Annotated in this window: 19 protein-coding genes; 3 read left to right on the top strand and 16 right to left on the bottom strand. The window is 70.6% G+C overall.

Features of this window, described 5'->3' with window-relative positions:
* Positions 1-21: 21 nt before the first annotated feature.
* The 13 genes from BM339_RS08845 to BM339_RS08905 all read right to left on the bottom strand — a co-directional run bounded on the left by BM339_RS08845 (position 22) and on the right by BM339_RS08905 (position 19,533).
* Positions 22-1,683: a helix-turn-helix domain-containing protein gene (locus tag BM339_RS08845; protein WP_075020632.1), complete on the bottom strand. Its 1,662-nt coding sequence runs from the start codon at positions 1,681-1,683 to the stop codon at positions 22-24.
* Between the two features lie 46 nt (positions 1,684-1,729).
* Positions 1,730-2,836 (bottom strand): o-succinylbenzoate synthase, encoded by a 1,107-nt coding sequence (gene menC, locus BM339_RS08850; RefSeq protein WP_075020471.1) that lies wholly within the window; start codon positions 2,834-2,836, stop codon positions 1,730-1,732.
* Positions 2,833-3,705, bottom strand: coding sequence for a GNAT family N-acetyltransferase (locus BM339_RS08855; RefSeq protein ID WP_075020472.1), 873 nt, complete (start codon positions 3,703-3,705; stop codon positions 2,833-2,835). Before BM339_RS08855 ends, menC begins: the two co-directional genes overlap by 4 nt.
* Positions 3,706-3,802: 97 nt before the next feature.
* Complete coding sequence (locus BM339_RS08860) at positions 3,803-4,924, bottom strand: M20/M25/M40 family metallo-hydrolase (RefSeq protein WP_075020473.1); 1,122 nt, start codon at positions 4,922-4,924, stop codon at positions 3,803-3,805.
* Positions 4,921-8,217: a serine hydrolase gene (locus BM339_RS08865; protein ID WP_075020474.1), complete on the bottom strand. Its 3,297-nt coding sequence runs from the start codon at positions 8,215-8,217 to the stop codon at positions 4,921-4,923. Before BM339_RS08865 ends, BM339_RS08860 begins: the two co-directional genes overlap by 4 nt.
* 65 nt (positions 8,218-8,282) lie before the next feature.
* The gene (locus tag BM339_RS08870) at positions 8,283-9,047 is read right to left on the bottom strand and encodes an ABC transporter ATP-binding protein (RefSeq protein ID WP_021592503.1); all 765 of its coding nucleotides are present in this window, start codon (positions 9,045-9,047) and stop codon (positions 8,283-8,285) included.
* Positions 9,044-10,999: a dipeptide/oligopeptide/nickel ABC transporter permease/ATP-binding protein gene (locus BM339_RS08875; protein WP_075020475.1), complete on the bottom strand. Its 1,956-nt coding sequence runs from the start codon at positions 10,997-10,999 to the stop codon at positions 9,044-9,046. The genes BM339_RS08870 and BM339_RS08875 overlap by 4 nt, the downstream gene beginning before the upstream one ends.
* Positions 11,000-11,002: 3 nt before the next feature.
* Entirely contained in the window at positions 11,003-11,998 is a 996-nt protein-coding gene (locus tag BM339_RS08880; protein WP_075020476.1) for an ABC transporter permease, read from the bottom strand.
* A gap of 18 nt (positions 11,999-12,016) precedes the next feature.
* Entirely contained in the window at positions 12,017-13,600 is a 1,584-nt protein-coding gene (locus BM339_RS08885) for an ABC transporter substrate-binding protein (protein WP_021592506.1), read from the bottom strand.
* A gap of 22 nt (positions 13,601-13,622) precedes the next feature.
* Positions 13,623-15,011, bottom strand: a complete 1,389-nt coding sequence (locus BM339_RS08890; protein WP_075020477.1) for a serine hydrolase domain-containing protein — start codon at positions 15,009-15,011, stop codon at positions 13,623-13,625.
* 262 nt (positions 15,012-15,273) lie between these two features.
* Complete coding sequence (locus BM339_RS08895; RefSeq protein WP_075020478.1) at positions 15,274-17,727, bottom strand: HelD family protein; 2,454 nt, start codon at positions 17,725-17,727, stop codon at positions 15,274-15,276.
* A 268-nt stretch (positions 17,728-17,995) separates the two neighbouring features.
* Positions 17,996-18,640 (bottom strand): DUF4352 domain-containing protein, encoded by a 645-nt coding sequence (locus BM339_RS08900; RefSeq protein ID WP_075020479.1) that lies wholly within the window; start codon positions 18,638-18,640, stop codon positions 17,996-17,998.
* Positions 18,641-18,657: 17 nt separating this feature from the next.
* The gene (locus BM339_RS08905; RefSeq protein ID WP_075020480.1) at positions 18,658-19,533 is read right to left on the bottom strand and encodes an RNase H family protein; all 876 of its coding nucleotides are present in this window, start codon (positions 19,531-19,533) and stop codon (positions 18,658-18,660) included.
* A gap of 193 nt (positions 19,534-19,726) precedes the next feature.
* Between BM339_RS08905 and BM339_RS08910 the strand changes: the two genes are divergently transcribed.
* Together BM339_RS08910 and BM339_RS08915 are read left to right on the top strand one after the other, a co-directional pair.
* On the top strand, positions 19,727-21,661 hold the full coding sequence (locus BM339_RS08910) for an N-6 DNA methylase (protein WP_075020481.1): 1,935 nt from the start codon (positions 19,727-19,729) through the stop codon (positions 21,659-21,661).
* Between the two features lie 41 nt (positions 21,662-21,702).
* Positions 21,703-23,199, top strand: coding sequence for a serine/threonine-protein kinase (locus BM339_RS08915; protein WP_075020482.1), 1,497 nt, complete (start codon positions 21,703-21,705; stop codon positions 23,197-23,199).
* Here BM339_RS08915 and BM339_RS08920 read toward each other — a convergent pair.
* The gene (locus tag BM339_RS08920; RefSeq protein ID WP_256255271.1) at positions 23,192-23,875 is read right to left on the bottom strand and encodes a 3'-5' exonuclease; all 684 of its coding nucleotides are present in this window, start codon (positions 23,873-23,875) and stop codon (positions 23,192-23,194) included. The genes BM339_RS08915 and BM339_RS08920 overlap by 8 nt on opposite strands.
* Positions 23,876-23,952: 77 nt before the next feature.
* Here BM339_RS08920 and BM339_RS48520 point away from each other — a divergent pair, with 77 nt between their 5' ends.
* Positions 23,953-24,630, top strand: a complete 678-nt coding sequence (locus BM339_RS48520; RefSeq protein WP_177287631.1) for a hypothetical protein — start codon at positions 23,953-23,955, stop codon at positions 24,628-24,630.
* 73 nt (positions 24,631-24,703) lie between these two features.
* On the opposite strand, the gene BM339_RS08925 is transcribed toward BM339_RS48520, so the two are convergent.
* Positions 24,704-24,898 (bottom strand): DUF397 domain-containing protein, encoded by a 195-nt coding sequence (locus tag BM339_RS08925; protein ID WP_075020484.1) that lies wholly within the window; start codon positions 24,896-24,898, stop codon positions 24,704-24,706.
* The gene (locus BM339_RS08930) at positions 24,895-25,776 is read right to left on the bottom strand and encodes a helix-turn-helix domain-containing protein (RefSeq protein WP_075020485.1); all 882 of its coding nucleotides are present in this window, start codon (positions 25,774-25,776) and stop codon (positions 24,895-24,897) included. Before BM339_RS08930 ends, BM339_RS08925 begins: the two co-directional genes overlap by 4 nt.
* Between the last annotated feature and the right edge of the window lie 94 nt (positions 25,777-25,870).

Consider the following 25,870-nt stretch of genomic DNA (forward strand, 5'->3'; position numbering starts at 1 on the left):
GGCGCTCTCGGTCGGCGGAGATCAGGCGTCGGGTGGTGTGTTGACGCGGAGGACCTGGAGTTGCACCATCATGGCGAATCGCTGGTCGGGGTCGCCGAGATCACACTGGCCGACCTCGGCGATCCGCCGGAGCCGGTAGCGGAAGGTGTTCTGATGGACGGCGACCGATTCGGCGGCCGCGGCCACGTCGCCGAAGGCGTGCAGCCAGGCGCGGAGGGTCTGGACGAGATTGCCGCGGTGCCGGCGGTCGTAGTCGATCAGCCGCGCCAGCGCTCCCGCCGGCTTCTCGCCCCGGGCCCTGGTGAGGTCGCGCAGCTCCGAGATCAGCGCTTCGCCCTGCAGCTCGTCGAAACGGCCGATCCGCCGATGGAGGCGTCCCTCGCGGAGCACCCGCAGAACCCGGTCGACGCAGGATCGGCTGTGGGCCACACCGGACAGGTCGAGCGCCATCGGGCCCACCGCGCTGATCGGCGGCAGCCGGTCGCCCACCCGGTCCAGGAAGTCCTGGAGGATCCGCACCGCGCCGGTCTCCGCCTTGTCCGGGGGGCCGGTCAGGGGCACCAGCCCGTAGGTGACCGCGCCGATCGCCGCCGCCGTGGACCGGGGGTGGATCGCGGACAGGTGCAGGGCGAACGCGTCGTTGAGCGACTGCCGGTCGTGGACCACGGTGGCGCTGTCGGTGGAGTGCAGGCCGCGTTCGTCGAGAGTCACGCCCAGGACCAGCAGCGGCTGGCCCGACAGGCCGAGCCGTTCGAGCGCCTCACCCGCGCCGACGCCGCCTTCGAGCGCGGTGCTCAGCAGGTCGGCCCGCATCCGCCGCTGCACGTCGGCGCCGGCGCGGACCCTGAGCATGTGCAGGGCGACCAGCTTGGCCGACTCGCGCAGCGCCTCGTCGCGCTCGTCGCTGAGGGGTTCGGGTATCGCCGCCCAGACGGAACCGAGCACCTCATCGCCCGCACGCACGGAGACGGCGACGCGTGGCAGCGTGTAGCCGCCCGCCCCGTCGGCGATGGGTTCGATGAAGACGGTCTGGTCGCTGCGGAGCAGATCCCGGAAGATCCCGCGCTCGTGCAGGATGCGCGCGTACCGCTCCGGCACCTGGCGGCCGAGGATGGTCTCGACGCGGGAGGGGTCGGCCTCGTCCTGGCGGCCGGAGAAGGCGAGCACGCGGGAGTTGCGGTCCTCGATGGTGACCGGTGCGTCCAGCAGCGCCGCGATGGCGTTGGCGACCGCGAACAGGTCGCCCGCGGGCAGCCCGCCGAGTGACTCCTCCTCGGCGGGACCGGCGGCCGCGCCCTGGTTGAGCAGGGACCGGAGCATCTCGCTGAGGTGGCCCCACGGGGCGCCGCGGCGCAGGCCGAGCACGGCGACCGACGCCTCGTCGGCGGCGGCCCGTACCGCGTCGGTGAGCGGGACCGGCTCGCGGAGGACGAGCGCGGCCGCGTTCTGGCGCCCCAGCGTACGCAGAAGGGCGGCGACACGGCCGGGAGCCTCGACTCCGACACCGAGCACCAGCGCGTGGGAGGGCAGCACCGGCTGGTCGAGCGGGTCGTGGAACACGACCGCGCTGATCTCTCCCGGACGGTCGGGGTCGCCGTGCACGAGTTCGAGCAGGGTAGCGCCCAGGTCGGCGACGACCCGGCTGAGATTCGCGCGTGGGCCCGCGGTGACCGAGTGCTGCACGATCTCACGGTAGACGCGCCCCACGGCGGTCATCCAGCCTGACCGCTCAACAGGTGATCCGTTCAGTCGCGGTGGTGACCTCGGCGAGCCGGTCCGGCGCCGGCACCAGGCCGAGTCCGGGCCCGGTGGGGACGGCGAGGTGGCCCTCGTCGAGCACGAACGGCCGGGTGATATCGGACGCGTAGTACCGGCCGGAAGCCGAGGTGTCGCCCGGCAGCGTGAACCCGGGCAGCGCGGCGAGCGCGACGTTGGCGGCCCGGCCGAGGCCGGTCTCCAGCATCCCGCCGCACCACACCGGGACGCCGTGCGCCACGCAGACGTCGTGGATCCGGCGGGCCTCCAGGTATCCGCCGACCCGCCCCGGCTTGATGTTCACCACCTGGCAGGCGCCCAGCCGGATCGCGGCCGCGGCGTCGCGGGCCGAGGTGATGGACTCGTCCAGGCAGATCGGTGTCCGGATCCGCCCGGCCAGGTCCGCGTGGCCGAGCATGTCCTCCTCGTCCAGCGGCTGCTCGATCAGGAGCAGGTCGAAGGGGTCCAGCCGGGCCAGGTGCCGCGCGTCGGCCAGGGTGTACGCCGTGTTGGCGTCCACCTGGAGCAGCAGGTCGTCGCCGTACCGCTCGCGGACCGCGCGAACCGGTTCGACGTCCCAGCCGGGCTCGATCTTGAGTTTGACGCGGACGTAGCCCTCGGCGAGGTAACCGCCGACGGCGTCGAGGAGCTCGGGAACGCTGTTCATGATCCCGACCGAGACACCGCACGGGACCCGTTCGCGCACGGAGCCGAGCTCCCGGCCGAACGAGCGGCCCTCGGCGCGCAGTTCGGCGTCCAGCACCGCCATCTCGAGCGCCGCCTTGGCCATGCGGTGGCCCTTGAAAGGCGCGAGGACCTCCGCGACGGAGTGGGCCGCCGGCGACCCGGCCGCCATCACCGCGGGAACGAGGAACCGGCGCAGCACGTCCGCCGCCGCGTCGACGTACTCGGAGGAGTAGCGGGGACCGGTCATCGCCGCGCACTCGCCCCAGCCTTCGGCGTCTTCAGCGATCGCGCGCACGAGCAGGATGTCGCGGGCGCTCTCGGTGCCGAACGAGGTGCGGAACGGCGCCACTAGGGGCATGGAGATCCGTCGCAGTTCGACGTCGGTGAGTTTCACGATTCACTCCGTACGATGTACCAGCCCGTGCGGTCGAAGCCGTCGATCCGCCCACCGCGCTCGGCCAGGCCGATGAGCGCCCCGCGGACGGCGAGCCGCCAGCGCCGTGCCAGCTCCGGTTCGTTCGCGCGGAGTGCCGTGATGTCCCAGGGCACGGCGACGAGTGAGGTCGCGCCGTCGAGCCTGCCGGGCACCGGGCCGCCGTCCTCGGCGATGTCCAGCGCGACCACGGCGCCCGCCTTCAGCTCGTCCGCGGCCACCTCGCCGGCACCACCCCCGAGACAGGCGACGGCCACCGCGTCGTCGCGGAGCCGCCAGCGCACCAGGAGCCGGTCGGTCTCTCCGTCGCTGTTGATGGCGTCGACCATCGGGCCGTAGAAGTTCGGCAGGTACTCCACCGGCCGCGCGGCCAGCTTCACGAGGTTGAAGTAGGCGTTCCTGGCCACCAGCGGGTCGAACGTCCAGGCGATCTCGTCGACATCGCGCAGCAACGCCCAGGCCCGCTGGTGCTGTTTGAGCGCGAAACCGACACTGCGGCCGGTGGCGTCCGCCGAGACACCGGCGATGTGGCTGTGGAGGACGCCGCCCGCCGGAGCGAAGAAGCCCACGCAGGCGCCGATCAGCCGGTCGCCGTCGAACGCGCCCACCACGTAGTTGCCGGCTTTGGCGAAGGCGCGCAGCAGTTCGATGGTCACCGGCGGGTTGTCCGACCGGCCCCAGATGGCGGCGAACAGGCTGACCACGTCGGCGAGCTCGGTGATGTCGGTGAGTTCGCGCACGGAGACGCCGGCCGCACTGGCCGCGGTCTCCGCGGCCAGGGCCGCGGAGACCAGCACCGGCTCCGCGTTCGCGACGCTGATATCGGTCACCGGGTCTCCTTCGCCAGCCCCGTGACCACGGTGCCGGGGCTGTCGGTTCTCTCGCTCCGCTCGGTCACGGCGCTCCTGCTCCTCAGCTCGTCGGCGGTCACGGCCGTGCCGCGGTGGACGTGGCGAGTGGATCCGGTGCGGCGGCCACCAGCCGTTCGACCAGCGCGCGCACCAGCGCGGTCCGCGCGGGCATCTCCTCGACCAGGACGTGCTCGTCGGCGGCATGGGCGCCGCCGCCGACCGCGCCGAGGCCGTCCAGGGTGGGCGTGCCGACGCCGGCGGTGAGGTTCCCGTCGGATGCGCCACCGACGGCGGCCTGGGACGGCCCGGGCAGTCCCAGCTCCCCGGCGATCCGGCACAGCAACCCATAGAGCGGTGCCGAGGCCGCGGCCTCAAGGGGAGGGCGGCTCGGGCCGGGAATCGTCTCGACGCGCGCGCCGGGCACCGTGGGCCCCAGAGCGCGGAGCGCCCGGTCGACCCGTTCCTGTTCCGCCACGGTCCTGGCCCTTACGTCAACGGCGAACGCGCCGTCGGCAGGGACGGTGTTGGCGGTGGTTCCGGCGCGGGCGACGGTGGGCGTGACCGTGGTCCCGGCCTCCCGGTCGGCGAGCACGCTGACGGCCAGCACCTGGTGGGCGAGTTGCACCGTGGCGTTCACGCCCCGCTCCGGCTCGAGCCCGGCGTGGGCGGCACGCCCGGCCACGCGGATCTCGTATCGCGCGGCGCCCTTGCGCTCGGTCTTGAGGGCACCGCCGTCGGCGGACGCCTCGAACACCAGGGCGGCCGTCACCGCCCTGGCCTCTCGCTCGATCAGCGCGCGGGAGCTGGGCGAGCCGATCTCCTCGTCGCCGGTCACGAGCAGCGTCACGCCGTCGAGCCCGGCGGCCGCGCGGAACGCCATGGCCAGGCCGGCCTTCATGTCGAAGCAGCCGGGTCCGCGGAGGATCCCGTCCTCGACGGTGCACGGGTGGCCGGCCAGCGTGCCGAGCGGCCAGACCGTGTCGTGGTGGCCGAGCAGCAGCACGCGGGACGGTCCGGCCCCGAGTCGCCAGCGCAGGTGGGTACATCCGTCCAGCACGATCCGCTCGGGTGCGACGCCGAGGCGGGCGGTGCCGACCCGGGCGACGACCTCGGCCGAGCGTGCGACGGCGGCCGGATCGGTGGAGGGCGACTCGCACTCGATGAGGGCGCGCGCGTCGGCGAGCAGGTCGTGGATCACCGGTCCACCTTCGGGGTGGCGCGTACGCCGAAGTGCAGGTACTGCTCACCGGTCGGCAGCTCGTAGAAGGTGACCGGCACCCAGGTCTCCGCCTCGGGCGACTTGACGGCGAACAAGGTGGGACCGACCGGGACCAGCGGGTGCTCCTCGACCGGGTCGGGTACCAGCTCGGCGAGCGGGCCGGTGATGGTGGTGCGGAGCAGGGGTCCCTGCGGGCGGTTCTCGACGTCCGTCCGCAAGCCGGCCCGCTCGTAGACGCCGACGTAGGGTGTCACGTCCACGGTCACCGGCTCGGGCGATGGCGCGAACGGCTCCGGCATCGTGATGCCGGCGACCTCGGCGAAGATCTCCCGGTACAGGTCCTGGAAGAGGTCGCGGGGGCGGCCGCCGTTGGTGAGCAGGACGACGGCGAGGCCCTGGTCGGGGAGCACTCGCAGGAACGCCGTCTGGCCGAGAGTGTTGCCGTCGTGGCCGATCAGGCGGTGCCCGTCCCAGCCGAACCGGATCCAGCCGAGGCCCCAGGAGTCGCCGAGGACCTCTTTGTCGGGCAGGTCGGCCTGGTGCGCGGCCATGGCGGCGGCACTCTCCTCGCTGAGGATCCGCGTTCCGTCGGCCGCGAGGCCGCCGGTCAGGTGCAGGCGCGCGAACGCCAGGACGTCGGCGACGGTCGAGTCGATCAGCCCTGCCGGGCCGATCGACCGGGGCAGCATCCAGGCGGGCACCGTGTCGGGCCTGCCGTCGCGCTCTTCGTGGCCGACCGCGGTGGAGAAGAGCAGCGCCTCCTCGGGCAGGGTCACCGTGTGCGTCAGGCCCAGCGGGGTGCAGAGCCGGTCTCGCAGCGCCTGGTCCCAGGTCTGCCCGGTGACCTTCTCGATCACCCGGCCCAGCAGCACGTAGCCGGAGTTGCAGTAGGAGAAGGTGGCGCCCAGCGGGTGGTTCTGCCCGGCCTCGCCGAGCACGTCGACGTACTTCTCCAGGCAGTCGTCGCCGCGGCCGGTGTCGGTGAACACGTCACCGTCGATGCCGCTGGTGTGGGTGAGCAGATGCCGCAGCGTGACCGACTTGGTGACCTCGGAACTGGCGAGCCGCAGCTCGGGCAGGACCTCGGCGACCGGCGTGTCCAGCGCGAGCAACCCCTCGTCGACCAGGGCCATGGCCACGGTCGCGGTCCAGACCTTGGTGATCGAGCCGATCTGGAACAGCGAGTCGGTGGCGACCGGTGCGCCGGTGCGGACGTGCAGGACGCCGTGCGCGGCCTCGACCAGCTCGTCGTCGTCCTCCCCGATGCGGAGGATGCCCAGTTGCGCGCCGGGTACGTCGTGCCGCTCGGCGAGCCGGGCCAGCCGCCGCTGCCAGTGGGCGCCGTCGATGCGCGCACGCCCCGCCCGGCGGGTGTGCTGTTCGAGCCAGTCCAGTACACGGTGGTTGAAATCGAGCCGCTGCGAGGGCGGGCCGAGGAGGATGAAGACGTGCGACGCGTCCGGGTAGACGACCAGCCGGGTCGGGACGCCCCGCTCGCGCAGCGCGGTGTGCCACTGCTGCGCCTGCCCGAGCGGACAGGTCAGGTCGGCGGCGCCGTGCAGCAGCAGGGTCGGTGTGCGGACGCCGGCCACGCGGGTCAGCGGTGACATCGCGGCGTACTCCGCGGGCTTCTCCCACGGGGCGCCGTCGAGTTCGTACGTGCTGAGGAAGTGGCAGTCGTCGCTGGAGCCGCCCATGCTCACCAGGTCGCTGACCGTGCCGCCGGCGACGGCCGCCGCGAACCGGTCGTCGTGGCCGGTCAGCCAGCAGGTCATGAAGCCGCCGTAGCTGTAGCCCGCCACCGCGAGCCGGTCCGGATCCGCGAATCCCTCGGCGACGAGCCGGTCGAGCGGTTCGAGGAAGTCGGCCGCGTCCTTGACGCCCCAGCCGCCGCGGACGCCGTCGTAGAACTCCTCGCCGTACCCGTCGCTGCCCCGCGGATTGACCAGCAGCACCGCCCAGCCGCGGGCGACCAGCTCTTGGTGGTAGAAGTGGATCTCGTCCGCCGCCGCGTTCCACGCGTTGTGCGGGCCGCCGTGCACGTCGAGAAGCAGCGGCCGCGGGCCCTTGCGTGTGGGATCGTGCATCAGCCATGCCTGCACCGCGGTTCCGTCGGAGATGGTGAACCAGCGCTCTTCGCGGGGGTACAGGTCGACGTCGGCGAGCGCGGCGCCATGGTCGGTCAGCACGGTCTCGGCCCCGGTCGCCAGGTCCACGACCGCGATCTCACCGAATGACGTGGGGGTGGTGAGCGCGAACGCCGCGCGGCCGCCACCGGTCGACAGCCCCGAGACGACCCGGCCCGCCCCGGCGACGACCGGGCGCGCGTCATCGCCCCCGGTCGTGACCGACCACAGGTGGGTGCAGCCGTGGTCGCGCAGGCAGAACACGACCCGGCCCTCGTGTTCCCGTGGCAGACTGCCGGGATAGGCGGGAGCGCCGGGCATCACGTTGCGGTCGAGCGCGCCCGACAGGTCGGTGGCCTCGCCGCCGGCCGCGTCGACGCGGTACAGGCGGGCGTGCCCGGCCGGGTCGCCGGACCAGCCGACCACGAGCAGTGCCGAGCCGTCGGCGACCCAGCCGACGGTGGCGGCGACCCCGTCGGCGAAGGCGAGCACGCGTGGCCGTGCGTGCGGTGCGTCCACCTCCAGCAGGTGGACCGGCGTGCGGTGGCGCAGGTCGCTGTCGGCGCCGGCCCTGCGGGTGAAGGCGAGGACGGTGCCGTCCGGCGACCAGGCCGGGGCGCCGGCGCTCTCCGGTCCGTCGGTGACCTGGCGGATCCCGCCGCCGTCCAGGTCCAGGACGTGCAGTTGCCGGCGCACCGGGCCGCGCATCCCCTCCCCGTCCGCCTGGTAGTCGAGGCCGTCGGAGACCATCGGCGCCCGCGCGCCGCCGGTCGGGTCGACCGGCGCCGTGAAGGCGAGCCGGCGGCCGTCCGGGCTCCAGTGCGGAGCCCCGGCTCCGAGCGGCAGGCGGGTCAGCCGTTCGGGCTCGCCTCCTCCGGCGTCGAGCACGGCCACCTGACCGTCGCGGAGGAACGCGATCCGGCTTCCGTCCGGCGACCAGGCCGGCGCGGTGTCGGCCGGACCGGCGGTGAGGCGCCGGGGTGCGGCGCCGTCCGTGCCGGCCAGCCACAGCCGATCGATGGCGCGGTCGGCGGCCGCGTCCAGCGTCCGGAGCACGTACGCGATCCGGCTCCCGTCCGGCGACAGCACCGGATGAGATGGGACGGCCAGGTCGGTGAGGTCCTCGACGCGCAGCCGGCGGCTCATGGGTCCTCCTTCGTCGGTGGAGTGACCAGGGGCACTGTGTTCATCGATGCGCTCGCTTCGCTCGCTCATGGCCTGTTCCTTCGTGTCGTTCGCCCGGGTACCGCGGCGAGCAGTTCGCGGGTGAAGTCGTGGTCGGGATCGGTGAGCACGCGGCTCGTCGGCCCCTGTTCGACGAGCCGGCCGTGCCGCATGACCGCGACGTGCGAGGCGACATAGCGGACGACCGCGAGGTTGTGGGAGATGAACAGCATCGCCAGGCCGAGCTCGCGCTGGAGCTCACGGACGAGATTGAGCACGGCCCCCTGGACCGAGACGTCCAGGGCGGAGGTGATCTCGTCAGCGATGATCACGCGGGGGCGTGCCGCGAGCGCCCGCGCCAGCGCGACACGCTGCCGCTGGCCGCCGGACAGCCGCGACGGGACGGCGCCGGCGCAGTCCGGGTTCAGATGGACCAGATCGAGCAGCCGCTCGACCTCGGCTCTCCGCTCGGCGCGCGAGCCGCCCGGCGGGATCGCCTCGGCCACGCCTCGGCCGACCGTCATCCGCGGGTCGAGTGACGAGTAGGGGTCCTGGAAGACCATCTGCAGCGGACGCGGCCTGCCTCGGGTGGGGACCGGGTCGCCGCCGAGAGTGATCCGGCCGCCGGTGAGCGGGGCCAGGCCGACGGCGGCCCGCGCCAGCGTGGTCTTGCCGGAGCCGGACTCGCCGACGAGCCCGACCACCTCACCCTCTGGCACGGTCAGGCTGACCCCGTCGACGGCGGTCGTCCGGCCGTAGCGGACCGTGACATCCTCGAAGCGAAGTTCGGTTCGCTCGGCTCGCTCGCTCATGGCGACTCCACCAGGTGGTCGATGGTCTGGTCGTCCGGTAGGGCCGGCGGATCCGGCAGCGGCTCACCCGCGTGCCAGCACGCCACCCGGTGGCCGGGCGAGTCGGCCCGGTCGGCCTCCAGCGGCGGGTCCTCGGCCCGGCAGCGGGCGTCGGCGAGCGGGCACCGGTCGGCGTAGGCACAGCCGGACGGCACGTCGGCCGGGTCGACCGGGCGGCCCGGGATGGTCGCGAGCGGCTCGGCCGGATCGGTGGTCATGTCGGGCACCGCGTCGACCAGCGCCCGGGTGTAGGGGTGCCGGGCGGCGGTGGCCAGGCCGCCGGCCGGCAGGTCCTCGACGATCCTGCCGGCGTACATCACCAGGATCCGGTCGCAGACCTCGCGGACCACGGTGACGTCGTGGCTGATCAGGATCAGCGCGACGCCGTCCGCCTCGCGGATCGCGGCGAGCAGGTCCAGTACCTGCTGCTGCACGGTGACGTCGAGCGCGGTCGTCGGTTCGTCCGCGACGATCAGCGCCGGGCTGCCCATCAGCCCCATGCCGATCATCGCCCGCTGGCGCATTCCGCCGGAGAACTCGTGGGGGTACTGGCGGACACGCGTGTCCGCGCCCGAGATCCGGACCGAGGTCAGCCGGTCGACGGCGCGGGCCATCGCGTCCCGGCGGCTCATGCCCTGGTGATGCGTCGCCACCTCCGCCAGCTGGGCGCCGATCCGGCGGGTGGGGTTGAACGCGGTCATCGGGTCCTGGAAGACCATGGCCAGCGTGGTGCCCAGCATCCGCCGCCGCACCGCGGTGTCCGGCGCCAGGAGGTCCTTCCCGAGGAATTCGAGCCGGGACGCGTCGACGTGTCCCTGGTCGGCGAGCAGCCGGGTGACCGCCAGGGCGGTCATGGACTTGCCGGAGCCCGACTCGCCGACGATGCCGACCGCCTCGCCGCGGCGTACGTCGAAGGACACCCCGCGGACCGGCCGTACGGGACCCGACGGCCCCGAGACGGTGACCTTGAGGTCGCGGACGTCGAGCACCATGTCGGAGGACCGGTCTCCGGCGTCGCCGCCGCGGTCCGCGGGCTCCGGCCTGCTCGCCGACCCGGCACGTGCGGGTACCTCCGCACGCAGGCCGATGCCGATGGGGATGCCGAGCCCCTTGGCGACCGACTCGCCGAAGAGATTGAACGCCAGCCCGGCCAGCAGCACCGCCGCACCGGGTGCGAGTGCCGCGGCGGCGTTCACGTAGAGGTTGCCGATGCCCTCGTAAAGCAGACGGCCCCAGTCGTAGGAGGGGGACTGGACGCCGAGGCCGAGGAACGACAGCCCGGCGAAGGACAGCAGCGCGTTACCGGCGCCGATGGCGGAGTTGACGACCAGCGGTTCGGCGATGTTGGGCAGCACATGACGGACCAGGATGCGGAACCGGCCGACCCCCATCGTGCGGGCGGCCGCGACGTAGTCCCGTGCCGCCACCCCGGCGACGAGTGTCTGGGTGAGACGCGCGAACGCGGGGGCACCCGCGAGCCCGATGGCCAGGACCGCACCGGTCGCGCCGACGCCGAACACGACCGCGAAGAACAGCGCCAGCAGCAGTCCGGGGAACGCGACGGCGATGTTCACCCCCGCCGCCACCAGCCGGCCGGACCGGCCACCGAACACGAACGGCGCCGAGCCGAGCAGCAGCCCGGCGACGACCGCGATGACGATGGCGAGCAGGGCGAGCATGATCGACAACCGGGCGGCGACGAGGACCCGCAGGAGGATGTCCCGGCCGAGGTTGTCCGTTCCCGCCCAGTGTTCGGCGGACGGCCGGGCCAGGATGGCGTCGGTGTCGACGGCGTCGGCGCCGGATCCCCACAGGACCGGCCCGAGGACGGCCAGGGCGGCCATGGCGACCACCAGCACGGTCGCCGTGAGGCCCAGCGGCGTACGGACGACCCGCCTCCAGCGTCCTTGCATCGGTCAGTCCTCCCGGATCTTCGAGCGGGGATCGAGCACGGCCAGGGCGGCGTCGACGACGAGGTTGCTGATCAGCACGCCCACGCCGTACACGAGGACGATCGCCTGCACCACCGGATAGTCCTTGGTGAGGATGGACCTGACGATCGTGCTGCCGAGGCCCGGCCAGGCGAAGACGTTCTCGACCAGCACGGTGCCGGCGACCAGCGCGCTCAGCAGGAGCCCGCCCACCGTCAGCGCGGACGTGACGGCGTTGGGCAGGGCATGGCCCATGTAGATCGTCCGGGCGGGAAGGCGCTTGGCCCGCGCGGTGCGGACGAAGTCCGCCTCCAGCACCGCGACCATCTCGACGCGGACGATGCGGGCCAGGATCGCGGCCGGCCCGATCGCCAGCGAGAACACCGGCAGGACGTACGCCGACGCGGTGTCGTCACCGGCGACCGGCAGCCACCCGAGCCGGATCCCGAAGACGTAGACCAGCGCGACGCCGATCAGGAAGTCCGGGATGGTCGCCATGATGATGCCGGTCGTGGTGAAGGCGAGCTCGGTCCGCCGCCCGTGGCCGCGCCGGGTCAGCACACCCATGGCGACGCCCAGCGGGATCGCCAGGACCACGGCCGTCAGGAAGGCGAGCACGGCCAGGGCGAGCGTGGCGGGCAGCCGCTGGGCGACCACGTCGGAGACCGGCAGCTGCGAGGCGAGCGAGGTGCCGAGGTCCCCGGTGAGCAGCCCCTTCAGGTAGTGGAGGTACTGGACGATGAGCGGATCGTCCAAGCCCAGGGCGTGCCGGCGTGCCTCCACCAGCTCCGCCGGCGCGGTGGGGCCGAGCGCCCCCCGGACCGGGTCCCCCGGGATGAGGTGGATCATCGCGAAGGACGCCGTCACCAGGACCCACAGCGAGACCAGCAGCCGCCTCAGGCGCCGGACGCCGAACCGTACCCACGGACGCTCCCGGAGCCGTGGTCGCGTGCTGCCCGGGACGGTCAACGCCACCGGCATGTCCGCTGCCATCCTTCGCTACCTGGCCAGCATGCGGATGCTGGTCGGAACGAGTTGCCCGGGTGTCTGGAATTCGGCGCCCTTGCCGAAGGTGTGCACGACCTTGCTGGCGAACGGCACGATGTCCGCCTTGGAGATCAGGCCGGACTCCGCGGAGAGCCAGGCGCGGCACCCGGCTTCGCCCGGGATCGCCATCGCCGACTTCACCGCGCTGTCGTACGCCGGGTCGGAGATCGCGGCGAAGTTGTTCCCCTCCGGCGCCGCCGGCCCCGAGAGGAAGGGCACGAGCTGGTCCGGCGTGTTGAGGTTGACCGAGACCCAGGCGACGTCCCAGTTCCCGGCACTGAAAATCGTGTTGGTCAACGTCGTCTCGTTCTGGCTGTGCGCGGTGGCCTCCACGCCGATCGCCTTCCACTGCTTCACCGCGAGCTCGGCGGCGGCGTCACCGCTGCTGCCGTTGTTGTTCTGGTAGAGGAAGGTCAGCTGCAGCGGCTTGCCGCCCTTGGTGCGCCTGCCGTCGCCGCCCCTGGTCCAGCCCGCCTGGTCGAGCAGGGTCGCCGCCGCCTGCGGGTCGAAGGCCGGCAAGGCGCGGGAGACCGAGTCGCCGCGGCAGGCGACCGGCTCGTTCGTGGCCAGCGTGGTGGCCGCGGCGCCGCGGCCGGACGTGAGCACCTTCCGCAACTGGCCGAGGTCGAGCGCCTGCGTCAGCGCCTTCCGTACCTTGGGGTCGGCGGTGGCCCGGCCGGCGTGCTGGTTGTACCACTGTTCCCCGACGAGAACCGGGGTCTTGGCCGCGTACAGGCCCGCCTTCTCCAGCCGCACGGCATCGGGCCCGTTGATCTGAGCTCCGTTCAGCCCGCCCGAGAGCAGCAGGTTCGCCGCCGTGGTCTCGTTCTCGACGCTCTTGAACACGATCGTCTTCGGCAGCCCCTTGGTCGCGGTCGTCGCACCGTTCGGGCCCCACGTGTAGCCGTCCCGGATCGCGTACGTGTAGTGGTCGCCCGGAGCGGCCTCGATCAGCTTGTAGGGCCCGGTGCCGGCCGTCCCCGTCTTCAGCGAGGACCGGTCGGCCATTCCACCGGGGCAGACGATCGGCAGCCCGGCCAGTCCGTTGAGCACGAACGGGGCCGGCCCGGCCAGCGTGAGCGTCACGACCCGGGTGGCGTCATCGCCCTTCGCCTTGGCGCCGGCGGGGAGGAAGGCCCCCAGGAAGGGACTCTTGTTCTTCGGGTCGGCCACGAAGTTGAGGTTCTCGGCCACGTGGGAGGCGGTGAGGCGAGTGCCGTCGGAACAGGTGATGCCGTCGGCCAGCGTCAGCGTGACCGTCTCGCCCCGGACCTGCCAGCTCCTGGCCAGCGCCGACTGGATCTTGCCGGTGCGGCCGTCGACGCTGACCAGCGGATCGTAGGCGAACTGAGTGACGGTGAACAGAGAGGTGCCCGCGCCCATCTGCGGGTCCAGGTTGCCCGGATCCGAGGAGAGCCCGAAGGAGAAGGTGCCGCCGTCGACGACGGCGTTCCCGCTGCTCTTCGAGTTGCCCCCGCAGCCGGCGAGCGCGGCTGCTGACAGGGCGAGGCAGAGGCCCAGAGCGGTTGGCTTCATCACGGTTCCTCGTGTTCGGTGATCAGGCGTCGGCGCGGCGGACCGCACGACCGAGGTGCAGATACAGCGCGTGGCCGCTGCCGTCGTCCCCCACGAACGCGTGCGGCATGTACATGCCCTGCTCGGCTTCGACCGGGATGAGCATGTCGTCGCGGTAGTGGACGAGTTCGGTCCGCTCGGGCCGCCCGCCCATCTCCTCGAAGACCCCCTTGGGCGTCTGCTCTAGCCAGATCCGCTGATCCTCGTCCTGGCTGACGGTGAGGTCGAAGACCTGAGCCGAGTAGGTGCCGACGTACCGCCCGGCGTCGATCCGCCGGGGCTCCGCGGGCGGTGCGGGCAGGGCGGGCAGCCGGACCTCGCTGAGCTCGGCGAGCACGTGGCCGACGATCTCCCGGTAGAGCGGGACGGCGTCGCCGCCGTTGGTCAGCAGCGCGACGGCCAGCCCGGCCTCGGGGACCATCCGCAGGAAGGCGTTCTGCCCGATGGTGCTGCCGTCGTGCCCGATGATGACGCCGTCCGGCGTGTCGAACCGTTCGAAACCGAGGCCCCATGACGTTCCCATGAGCCCCAGATCGGGCAGGCCGACCTCCCGGGCCTGCATCCATGCGGCGGTCCCCGGCGCCAGCACCCGGGTGCCGTCGGCCGCCACGCCGTCCTCCAGATGCATCCGCGCGAAGGCGACCAGATCCCGCGGCCGCATCGAGAGCATCGACCCGGCCGGGGCGTTCGACCTCGCCATGGCCCACATCGGCGCCGGCACGTACCCGGCGCCCGGTTCCGGCTCGACGTGCCCCACCGCGGCGCGGAACATGATTGCCTCATAGGGACCGGTGGCGGTGTGGGTGAGCCCCAGCGGCGCGATCAGGTGTTCACGCAGGCACTGGTCGTACGGCTTCTTCCGCAGCACCTCGACGAGCCGGCCGAGCACGCAGTAGCCGGCGTTGTTGTACGAGAACTGCTCGCCGGGCGGGAACAGTTGCGGCACCGTGTCCAGTGTCGCGACGTACTTCTCCAGGCAGTCGTCGCCCACCCCGGTGTCGGTGAAGATGTCACCCTCGAACCCGGCGGTGTGGTTGAGCAACTGCCGTACGGTGATCCGTTCGGTCGCCAAGTCGTCGGCGATGCGGAACTCCGGCAGGTAGCCGCGTACCGGCCGGTCGAGGTCGACCGTGCCCTCATCGACCAGTTGCATGACCAGAGTGCTGGTCCAGAGCTTGGTCACCGACCCGATCTGAAAGACCGAATCCGCGGTCGCCTCGACCCCGGTCGCCTTGCTGATCAACCCGGCTGCTCCGTCGGCCACCTGGTCGCCCTGGAGAACAGCCCACCCCGCGCCCGGAACACCGTGCTCCTCAAGCAGCCGGGGAAGCCGCTCATCGAGCCACGCCTGAATGTCGTCTAGGTCACCCATGGCTGGTGATGCTAGGCACAACGCCACGGGAAAAGTTCGTCGTCGCCGACGATATGCCGGGCACCAAATGGTCCGATCCGACCAGCTTTGTAGCCTCCCCGAACCGGACACCCGCGACCACGCAAGACCCGCCTCGCAGCCTGCGAAAAGCGGCGAGGCCACCGTCGGATCATGACGCAGCCGGAGCACCTCCGCGGGCTCCCAGGTTCGTCGCTGACCTGATCTCAGGCTTCATCGGAGGGCGGGACGGTGGCGACCGCCGTCATGGCTTGGTTCGGCCCAGGGCCAGGTCGAGATTGCGGCCCTCCCACCGACCCTCGGCGCGCCAGATGACGGACATGCCGAACGCCTCATTGAGGACCTCGGGTGCCCACGTCTCCGCGGGCGCCTCGGGAAGAACCAGGAACCGGTGCTCCGCTGGTTCGCCTTGGGCGTGCTGGACCTCCAGGATGCGCAGAACGGCGTCCCGCATCCGCCGGTAGGTGTTGCCTCCCTCGCCCAGAACCTCGTAGAGAATCCTGCCGCCGTTTCCATCGCAGATCACGTCCGCGGTGGGGGAGTTCACGGTGGGGACGAGCCCCCCCGTGTACAGCTCGGAGATCAGAGCGTGCCTGACGCCTTCGTGCACGGTGCTCCGGCGCTCTTCCCGGACGGTCGACTCGAGGTCCGCGATGAACGCCTCGAAGCCGGTCCCGGATCCGGTCTCCTGGAGTGCGGCCGCGGGCGTGGGTGCGTCGATCACGTAGTCGCCTTCCTCTGCGTTGACGGTGGCCGGGAGCAGAACACGTGGAACCGGAGCAGCGTGCACGATCACCAGTGACCTTGTGCACCGGGTGATCGCCACGTAGAGCCGGCCGAGACCGCCGGGTGCCCCGGCGGCGATCTCGGCCGGCTCGATCAGGACCACATGGTCGAACTCCAGGCCCTTGACCTCCGCCGCGGTCAGCACGGTCGCGCGGCCATCGTCCGGGAGTTCTGCGCGGATCGCCGCGATGTCCTCCCGCCGGGCCGCAGGGACGATCACCGCGATGGAGCGGTCGTCGTCCGGTGAGAGGAGGGACCGGGCTCGCTCGACGGCCTCGCACCGGAGGGCGGACGCGTCCGCCGGAACCACCGTGATCGCGTCCGGGCCGACCGGCCGGATCGAGCGGGGGAACGCCGCACCGGGGGAGACGGTGCGGCCGAGAACCTCCGCGAACTCCATGACCTCCCGCGGCACCCGGTAGCCGATGGTCAGCTCCTCCAGATACCAGCCGTCCCCGGTCGCGAGGGCCTCGCCGAGCACGGACCAGTCCTGGTAAGCGTGCTCTCCGGTCGCCTGCGCGAGGTCGCCGAGGACGGTCATGGACCCGCTCGGGCAGCGCCGTGCCAGCGACCGGGCCTGCATGGGGGTCAGCTCCTGCGCCTCGTCGACCATGATGTGCCGGTAGCGGGGCGGGCCCTCGCCGCTCAGCAGGACGCGCAGCTCCTCCAAACAGACGCGGTCCTCGCGCGACCAGGGCTCCTCGCCGACGCGCGCGGCCGGCGGGCGCCCGATCGCCGCCTGCTCCTCCGAGGTGAGCACACCGTCGGCCGCGGCCCGGAGCACTGCCGGGTCGCCGAGCAGCCCGCGCAGGACGCTCTCGGCGGTGACGTTGGGCCAGACGGTGTTCACCAGCCCGACGACCCGCGGATCCCGGGCGATCCTGCGGCGGACGTCCGCGTCGGTGCGGCCCGGCACCGCCTCCGCGTACGACCGCATCAGGTGATCGATCAGGTGATTCGCGAAGCCGCGCTTGCGGACCGCGAAGGGCGCGGCTTCGTTCCCTTCGGTGAACTCGCGCAGAACCGCGCCGTCCACGGCAAGCCGGACACCGTCCACCTGGACGTCGAATACGCCGTCGCGCAGTCGGCCGAGCGCGTCGGCGCGCGGGATCCCCACCACGGCACGCCGCAACACCTCGGCCATCCGGGCGTCCGACTTGACCATCCGCGCGGCGTGCGGGTCGGTGCTGCGCGGGGAGTCCCAGAGCTTGTTCAGCTCGACCGCCGTCACGTCGCGCGTCCCGAGGCGCGGCAGGACGCCGCGCACGTAACGCAGGAAGCCGGGGTGCGGCCCGACCACCAGTACCTCGCCGGTCTTGAAATGCCGGTTGTAGAGGAGCCACGAGATTCGGTGCAGCCCCACTGCCGTCTTACCGGTGCCCGGCCCGCCCTGCACGATGAGGACGCCCTTGCGCTCGTCCGCCACCAGCAGGAGCTGCTCGCGTTGGATCGTCTCGACGATGTCGCGCATGTGCCCGTCGCGGGCCCGCTCCAGGTCTTGGAGAAGGAAGTCCTTCAGCCCTTCGGCGGGTGGGACCGCGTGTTCCGGGGCGGGCGCGGTCTCCTCGCCCGGCTCGGCGGGCGAGGAGACCTGGGCCTGATCAAGGGACAGGGTCCGCGGAGGGGCCGCGGCGGTCACCCTGATCTCGTCCCGGAAGTCCTTGACCGTGTCGCGTTCGCAGCGAAGCTGGCGACGCAGCCGTATCCCGCCGGGGGCGTCCGGCCGCCGCAGCATCCACTCGGTCGCCTTTCGCGTCTGCCAGTTGACGACGAACGTGTCGCCGGTCTCGTCGCGGACGTTGCGGCGCCCGATGTACCAGGTCCCTGACTCCCCGTCCTCGCTGACGTCCACCCGAGCGATGACCAGGGCCTCACCGTGGAGGTCGCCCTCGAAGCGCACCTCGGGTGCCACGTCCGGAATGAACGCCGTACCCGCATGGGAGTCGGTGACCTCCGAAGGGCGGAACGTCTCGCGATTGGTCCGGAACCTTTGCTCGTAGCACGCGTATGCGCGATCGACGGCGCGCTACTCCTCCGCGAGGGTGGAATTGCGATCAGTCAAGCCGTGACTCCTGTCATCCCGCCCGCCGATGACGGTGAATTTGCCTGATGTGATGGGAGAAGCCTTTGTGTCTGGTGGGACGCTCAGGCCGGGTGACCGGTTGCCGTGGTGCGCCCCGTCATTTTCCGCCGAGGGGGACGGTGACGCCGCCGGAGAACATCGAGTCGTGCAGGTCGATGGCCTTGAGCCTCGTGCCGCGCGGAACGTCGTAGATGAGGATGCCCTTGACCGAGTTTCCCGGGTTGATCTGCTGAAGGAACGACTTGGAGTCCTTGTCCGTCCACAGCGACGCCTCTGGGTCGGCCTCGAATTTGCGGCTCTTCGTGTCGATGAGGGTTTGGTTGTGATGGGTGAAGGTCCGGGCCTTGTTCCCGATGTTCTTCACGGTCACGTAGATGAAGACGAACTGGCCCTGCGCGGTGTCGCCGACGTATTCGTCACCGACCTTCTTCACGCCCTTCTTGACCTTGGTGACGATGAAGGCGAACTTGCCGTCCCGGTACTCGCGGCCGATCCCGTTGGTGACCGGCTTCGTCGACGCCTTCTTCTCCCCGCCCTTCTTCTGCGCGGCCGGTGTGGAGGACGACGAGGACGTCGTGGACGGCGAGCCGGACGAGGAGGCCACGACCGCGACGCAGGATCCCATCAGGACCAGTCCTGCGATGCCGCCGAAGACCGCATAGAGGCAGCCCTTCCCGCGCTTCCTGGGCGGAGGCCCGTAGCCCGGCATGGCCGGCGGAACGGGGCGCTGTCCGTAAGTCATGTTCTTCTCCGTTGTCTTCAGGCGGCGATATCGCCGCGGTCGCTGTCGTGCCAGGCGCGGAGGAACGCCTCGACGAGGCCCTCCGCGCGGGAACGGGAATCGAAGTTCTCGGTGACGCGGCGCCGGGCGATGGACGCCAGGGAGTCCGCGGTCTCGTTGCGCGGGTGTCCGGAATGGCCGCGGACGTGTTCCAGGCGCAGGCCGGGACGGCCCGCGACCCCCTTCGCCAGCCGGACGAGGGCGGGTGGGCCGGAGCGGCGGGGACGCAGGTCGTAGCCGTCCGGCATCCGGGCGGTCTCGCCGCGCCGCCACGCCCGCAGGAGGCGCAGCGCGGACAGGCTGTCGACGAGCAGCGTCAGCTCGGGACCGTCCCCGACGCGGTCGAGCAGGAGGGCCACCGCGCGCAGCTCGCTGACCAGGACCTTCCGGGGCCCGGTCGGGTCCTGCGGCCCGAACGTCCAGCCGCGCATGCCCCAACGGCCGTCGCTGACGACATAGCCGAGCCCGCAGGTGCCGCGCTTCCAGCTCGCGTCGGTCGCGGCGACGAGGGCGCCCGGGTACCCGTCCCAGCCGGATACCCGCCCCTGTACCGGCGTCCGGACGCCGCGCGCGGCGGGTCGCGGCACCTGCGGGCAGTTCGGGTGGTGCGCCCCGGTGTCGATGTAGTGCTCGGCCTCGGTGAGGAGCATCTCCGCGATGGCGGCGTCGCCGTGCCGGACGGCGGCGAAGCACAGCCGCAGCAGCCGGCGCGCGACTCCGCAGCAGGCGCACATCCCGGCCCGGGTCGCGCACGCCCGCAAGCGCTGGATCCGCGGGCCGAGGCCGTTGGGGGGCATCGCGTCTCGGGCGTCGTCGAACTCGTGCAGCGCCATCGTCGGGACATGCATGGCCATCGACCCGCTCTCATCCGGGGGAGGTTCGATACACAGGGAACCACAGAGGATGCTGTGAACGCAATCAACCTATAAATCTCGGATCATAGTGAGTTGTGTGGTGGTCTGGGCGTGGCGTAGCGTGAATCAGATCAACCGGCACTGCAGGCGCTAGGGTGTGGTCAGCGTGCTCGTCGGCTGATGGGAGTGAAGGGTGCCGAACGATGCGACGGTGACCGCGGCGGACATCGCCCGCCTGGCCGCGGTGGGACGTGCCGCCGTGAGCAACTGGCGCCGCCGTCACGACGACTTCCCCCAGCCGGTCGGCGGGACGGCCGCCAGCCCGACGTTCTCCCTCGCCGAGGTGGAGGACTGGCTGCGCGGCCAGGGGAAACTGGCCGACTCGCCCGTCCGCGAGCGCGTCTGGCAGACCCTCCGGTCGGCGGCCGGCGAGGACGCCGACCTCGCCGACGTGCTCACCTTCGCCGGCGCCTGCCTCGTCCGGCTGCGCGACGAACCTGGACGTGACCTGAGCGACGCCGCGGACGGCGAACTGCCCGACGGCCCGAAGGGCCTACCCCGCGCCTCGATCGCGCGCGCCCTTTCCCAGCTGGTGGACGAACTGGGCGTCGCGGAGACGTTCGAGTTCCTCCGCACCCGCTACCTGGAGCACCACAGCCGCCGCGTGTACCTGACACCGGAGCCGGTCGCGCGGCTGATGCTCGAACTCGGCGGCCCTGCCCGGACCGTCCTCGACCCTGCCTGCGGGACGGGCACCTACCTGAACCTGGCCGCCGAGCTGTTCGGTGACGCCGAGCAGCTCCTCGGACAGGAGATCGACGAGACGACCGCGCGCATGTCCGGCATCCAGTTGGCGCTGCGCGGCGCCCCTGCGGAGGTCTCCGCGGGCGATTCACTGCTCGCGGACGCCTTCCCCGGCCGGACGGTCGATCTGGTCGTCTGCAATCCGCCCTTCAACGACCGTGGCTGGGGCTACGAGGAACTGACCGGCGACCCCCGCTGGGAGTACGGGCTCCCACCGCGCATGGAATCGGAGCTGGCGTGGCTGCAACACGGTCTCGCCCATGTCCGTCCTGGGGGGCACGTCGTCCTGCTCATGCCCCCGGCCGTCGCCAACCGCCGATCTGGACGGCGCGTCCGCGCGGAACTCCTTCGCCGGGGAGCGCTGCGCGCCGTCATAGGGCTTCCCTCCGGTGCCGTGCCGAACATGGCCGTCGCGCTGACCGTGTGGGTTCTTCGCCGTCCCTCTCCTGGAGACCAGCCCGCGGACGATGTGCTGATGGTCGACACCTCGTCCGACCCGGAGAACTACCGGAAAACGGCGCTGGACGCTTGGCGCCGCTACACGAAGGGCAAGTCCGACCGGACGGAATCAAGCGTCGTCGTGCGCATCATCGATCTGCTGGACGACGAGGTCGATCTCACCCCTGCCCGCTACCTCCCCCAGCGGAGCACGCCCACATCGGAAGATTCGTTCGCAGCAGTCCGCGAGCAACTAGAGCAGAAGGCCGCGGACCTGCCTCGGACGGTCGCGCCCCTATCGGCCCTGAGGAACGTTCAGGCACCGGGGGAAATCCCCATGACGACGGTGGGGGAGTTGGCCAAGGGCGGAGTGCTGCAAATCTTCCGGCCGCCCTCCAAGGCACGCGTGGGTGAAGGGCCTGAACCGATCCTGACCCTGGAGGACGTCGCCGAAGGCAGGTCCGCCACGGGAAGGACCGCCCCAGACCCTGAGCACGTCCGGACATCGCCCGGCGACATCGTCGTCTCCCTCGCCGCGCGCCATCCGGTCGCCCGGGTCCTGGAGGAAGGGGGCGCCGCCCTCGGCCCCGGCCTGGCCCTGGTAAAGGTCGACACCACGCGCGCCGATCCCCATTTCGTCGGCGGCTGGCTGCTGCTCGGCGCACAGGGCGCCCGGCTCCGCAGCTCCACCTCCTCGGCCCGCTTCGACGTCCGCCGCGCCCGGCTGCCCCGCCTCACCCTGGACGAACAGGCCGAACTCGGGCGGGCGTTCCGCACACTTACCGACCTGGAGGCCGCCCTCCGCACGACCCGCGACCTGGGCGCCGAGGTGCTGCGCCTCGGCCTCGAAGGGCTCGGCGCGGGGACGCTCCGGCCGTCCGGCTGACGGCGGTACGCTGCGGGCACACCGGGCAGCGGAGGTGGCAGTTGCGGCGCGGCGATCTCCTCGGGGAGCGCGATCGGTACGAGCTCGATCAGGCGATCGGGCGCGGCGGCATGGGAGAAGTGTGGCGCGCCTACGACCGGTTCCTGGACCGGCGCCTCGCGGTGAAGTTCACCCGCGTCACGGACGAGTCGCTCGTCGGGCGGTTCGAGCAGGAGGCCCGTAGCGCGGCCTGGTTCGAGCATCCCGGCGTCCCCACCGTCTACGACTTCGGAAGCCACAACGGCTGCTTCTACCTGGTCATGCAGTACGTCGAGGGCATGACGATCGACCACGTCCTCGACGCGGAGGACAACCTGTCCATCTCGTGGGCCGCGCTGATAGCCGCCCAGGTGTGCGCAGTACTGAACGTCGCGCATCGCCGTCCGCTGGTGCACCGCGACCTCAAGCCCAGCAACCTGATGCTGTGCCCAGACGGATCGGTCAAGGTCCTCGATTTCGGCGCCGCGGTGGGTCTCGGGCCCGGTGACGTACGGCGAACCACAACCGGCCTCGGCGCGCCCTACACGCCGGGCTACACGGCCATGGAGCAGGTGTACGGCAGCCCGGGCCCGCAGAGCGACCTGTACTCGTTGGGCTGCGTCCTCTACGAGATGCTCACCGGCCGCCAGGTCTTTCCCGGGGCCACGCCCTACGAAGTACTACGCCGCCACGAGGACGAACCCCCGACCCCGCCGCGGGTTCTGCGTCCCGACACCCCGCCCGGGTTGGACGTCCTCGTCCTGCGACTCCTGGCCAAACAGCCTGGAGACCGTCCAGCGAACGCGGACGAGGTGTACCACCGCCTCCTGGAATTCGTGTCCTCCCTGGAACCGCTCCCAGGGATCGTCGACACGATCGCACCTCAACACCTGTACGCAGCGGCCGTCAGCCGGATCCGCCTGACGGGCGCGCCTTCAACGGCCCGTGTAGAAGAACGTGTCGAGCTGCCCACACTGGACGAGGTCGTCCAAGCGCGCGCGGAGGCCGCCGACCTAGCCGACGAAGGCCGCTACACCCAGGCGGCGGAAATCCTCTCCGACCTCACTGAACCGGCCCGCTTGGCACTGGGCGACGAGGACGCCGAGTACATGGGGCTACGCCTGGACCTGGCAGATCTGCTCTTCCGAGGCGGCGACTACCGCCGAGCAGTCCACGCCTACCGTGCCGCCGCCGTGAGCTTGGCCGAGTGGTACGGCCCGGACGACAAGCACGTCCTGGACTGCCGCGAACAGGAGGCCGTCTGCCTGGCCCGTGTCGGCGCCACTGTCATGGCCCTCGACCACCTGCAAGAACTCCTCGACGACCTCTCCAGCGCCAACCCCTATGACGCTCTCACCCTACGCGTCCGCGAACGAATAGGCCGCCTAAAACTGGCTGCGGGCGAGACAGAACAGGGACGCAAAGAACTGACCGAACTCCTGGCCGACCTAACGGGCCTCTACGGCGACGACCATCCGCAGATCCCCGGACTACGCACGCTGCTCGACGACCTCAATTAGGCAGGAACGGGCTAGGTGAGCCCGCATAAGACACGTACAGGTGGTCGCGCGCCCGCGTGCACGCGACGAACAACAGACACCGCTCCTTCTGGACGTCCTGCGCATGTGCCTTGGCGTTTTCATCCTCCGGCGTGATGGCCTTCGCCGACGGCAGCGACTTCTCATCGGCCCCTATTACGGCGATGCAGCGGAACTCCAGCCCCTTCATCTTGTGCATCGTCCCGACCTGCACACCCGCTGATTTGTTGGGCACCTGAAAGGCCGTCATCCCGTCGTCCTTCAACCGCCGGGCGGCCTTCCGCATTACCCACACGTACCGGGTGGCGACCCCGATGGCACTGGGCTCCACACCGGCGTCCAGCCACGTCCGCACCTGCTCCACGAGCCCGTTCATCTCGGCGTCCGGATCCGGATACTCCTTGACGACCGGCCGCCGCCCATGCATCGGCGACCGATAACCGTCCAGCGTGTCGGCCGAGTCATCGAGCCCTTGCGCCGGCGTGAGCCCCAGCAACGGCACCGCCCAGGCCAGGATCTCCTGCGTGGTCCGGTAATTGACCTTCAGCTTCGTGCTGCGCCCGCGGACATTGATGCCGAGGCTGGTCAGCGACACATGACTGTCATAAATCCGCTGATGCGGGTCCCCGACGATGAACAGATCATCCGGCCCTTCCACGACGAGCCGCCGCAGAAGCCGCCACTGCGCCGTGTGAGACCGTCCTACCGCGTTACTGGGTTGATCAAAAGGATGTAGTGGATCGGCTCGCAGATCGATGGGATAAGCGATGGCTTCTCGGTTGGCGTGACATCGCCCGGGCAACCGATGAGCGCACGGCCATCTTCAGTGTGCTGCTGCTGTCGGCCGTTGGGCACACTCTTCCGCTGATGATGCCGACATTTTCCCCCGTTGCGGGTCTATATGCCAACATGAACTCGTATGTATTGGACTACATTTTGCGACAGAAAATGGCCGGCACTCATCTAACATATGGCTACGTCAAGCAATTGCCGGTGTTGCCACCTGCTAGTTACGAGGAGAGGGCTCCTTGGGAGGCGGGTGCCTCTCCCGCGCAGTGGATTGAAAAAAGAATAATAGAACTCTCTTGCATGGCATGGGCGCTGAAATCGTTTTCCGAAGAGCTAAAAGATGACAAGGCGCCATTTAAGTGGGACGATGCGAGGCGATTCGCGATCCGGGCGGAGTTGGATGCTGCATACTTTCATCTCTATGGCGTTGCCCGTGAGGACGTGGAGTACATTATGGACAGCTTCGGGGCCTTTCAGTGCAACGACCCTGAACGGTTTGTGCGGACGAAGGCGCTGATCTTGGGTGTTTATGATGCGATGGCGCGAGCAATGGAGACGGGCGGGCAGTATAAGACGATCCTCGATCCCCCTCCAGGAAAAGGACCTCGCCATCCGGAAAGGTGAGTGTGACGTTCGTAGAACGCCACCGGCCTTAAGGAGCGTAAACATGCCTCAAGACCAGTGGCGTTCCGAAGATTCAGCGTTCCCGAATGCAGATCTCATGCAGGAAGGTTCGCCATTCTTCCCTGGTGAATTCCAGGGTCGATCCATTACCCTTGAGCATGGTGTCGCGGACGCCGATTGTGCCGTCGGTTGCTCGCCCGACTTCGATGCACTCACCGTTCGGTTCACTGTGTTGTGACTTGCGCCACTGATGGAAGTCCTTGGTCATGTTCCCGATCCTGTCTGGTCGGTCAGCCGGTTGGCTACCCGTTCGAGGAAGGCGATGCTTCTTTCGCGGGGTAGCGCGGCTTCCCTGAGGCGGTCGTAGATCTCGGTATACCTCGTCACCTCATCGCGCTGGGTGAGCACGAGATCGGTGGTGACCGTGTCCACTACCGCCAATGGTGAGTCGCCTGGCTCAGGGAACGTGTAGAGGTAGAACGATGACTTGGCTAGGAAGCCACCCGGGATTGGGGCGTCATGCAGCAGGACACGGATGCTGATCCGTTCCTCGGCCGAGACCACACCGACCATGTGCCGGAGTTGGCTGATCATCGCTTGGGGCGGCACGGCCAACCGATGAATCACGCACTCGTCCAAGACGATCTCGTAGGCAGGGCCGTCCGGACGGAGGAGTTCGCGTTGCCGCCGCATCCGGGCTTCGGCCATGCGCTCGGGGACGTAATTGAGCTCGCCCTGGCACTCGTCCAAGGCAACGAGCGCCATGATGAAATCGGGGGCTTGTAGGACGGCGGGCATCGCGGTCTGGTTGTAGGCGCGGACGCTGTCGGCGCTGCTCTCCAGATCCGCGTAGAGCTTCTGGCGGGGACCCACGGTCATGCCGTACCGGTCCCACCAGCCCTTCTGGGCGGCCTCGCGGGCGAGCTGGCAGATCCGGTCGTACTGGCTGCCGGTGATTTCGAGGGCGTCGAGGATGTCCATGATCTCGGTCAGGTCCGGGCGGCGCTGGGCGTTCTCCAGCCGGGAGATTTTCGCGCGGTTGTAGAACATGAGGCCGGCCAGACCATCGGCCGTAAGACCACGGCTCTCACGGAGCTTGCGGATCTCGGCCGCCAGTTGGCGACGGCGGACGTAGGGGCTCGGCATGACCGTCCTCCCGATATCGCGTCGGACACGATCCGTACTGATCGCTAACGCTGCGCGATCGACAATCTCCGGGTAATCGTACGGTCACCCTCGG

Origin of the sequence: Actinomadura madurae, from assembly GCF_900115095.1 — a bacterium.
GTDB classification, from domain to species: Bacteria; Actinomycetota; Actinomycetes; order Streptosporangiales; family Streptosporangiaceae; genus Spirillospora; species Spirillospora madurae.

Bases quoted from the DNA above. Each gene is read 5' to 3' on its own strand.
- BM339_RS08875 (WP_075020475.1), bottom strand. From the start codon at position 10,999: ATGCAAGGACGCTGGAGGCGGGTCGTCCGTACGCCGCTGGGCCTCACG.
- BM339_RS08885 (WP_021592506.1), bottom strand. From the start codon at position 13,600: ATGAAGCCAACCGCTCTGGGCCTCTGCCTCGCCCTGTCAGCAGCCGCG.
- BM339_RS08865 (WP_075020474.1), bottom strand. From the start codon at position 8,217: ATGAGCCGCCGGCTGCGCGTCGAGGACCTCACCGACCTGGCCGTCCCA.
- BM339_RS08905 (WP_075020480.1), bottom strand. From the start codon at position 19,533: ATGGCCATGCATGTCCCGACGATGGCGCTGCACGAGTTCGACGACGCC.
- BM339_RS08930 (WP_075020485.1), bottom strand. From the start codon at position 25,776: ATGCCGAGCCCCTACGTCCGCCGTCGCCAACTGGCGGCCGAGATCCGC.
- BM339_RS08870 (WP_021592503.1), bottom strand. From the start codon at position 9,047: ATGAGCGAGCGAGCCGAGCGAACCGAACTTCGCTTCGAGGATGTCACG.
- BM339_RS08925 (WP_075020484.1), bottom strand. From the start codon at position 24,898: ATGACCAAGGACTTCCATCAGTGGCGCAAGTCACAACACAGTGAACCG.
- BM339_RS08900 (WP_075020479.1), bottom strand. From the start codon at position 18,640: ATGACTTACGGACAGCGCCCCGTTCCGCCGGCCATGCCGGGCTACGGG.
- BM339_RS08880 (WP_075020476.1), bottom strand. From the start codon at position 11,998: ATGCCGGTGGCGTTGACCGTCCCGGGCAGCACGCGACCACGGCTCCGG.
- BM339_RS08890 (WP_075020477.1), bottom strand. From the start codon at position 15,011: ATGGGTGACCTAGACGACATTCAGGCGTGGCTCGATGAGCGGCTTCCC.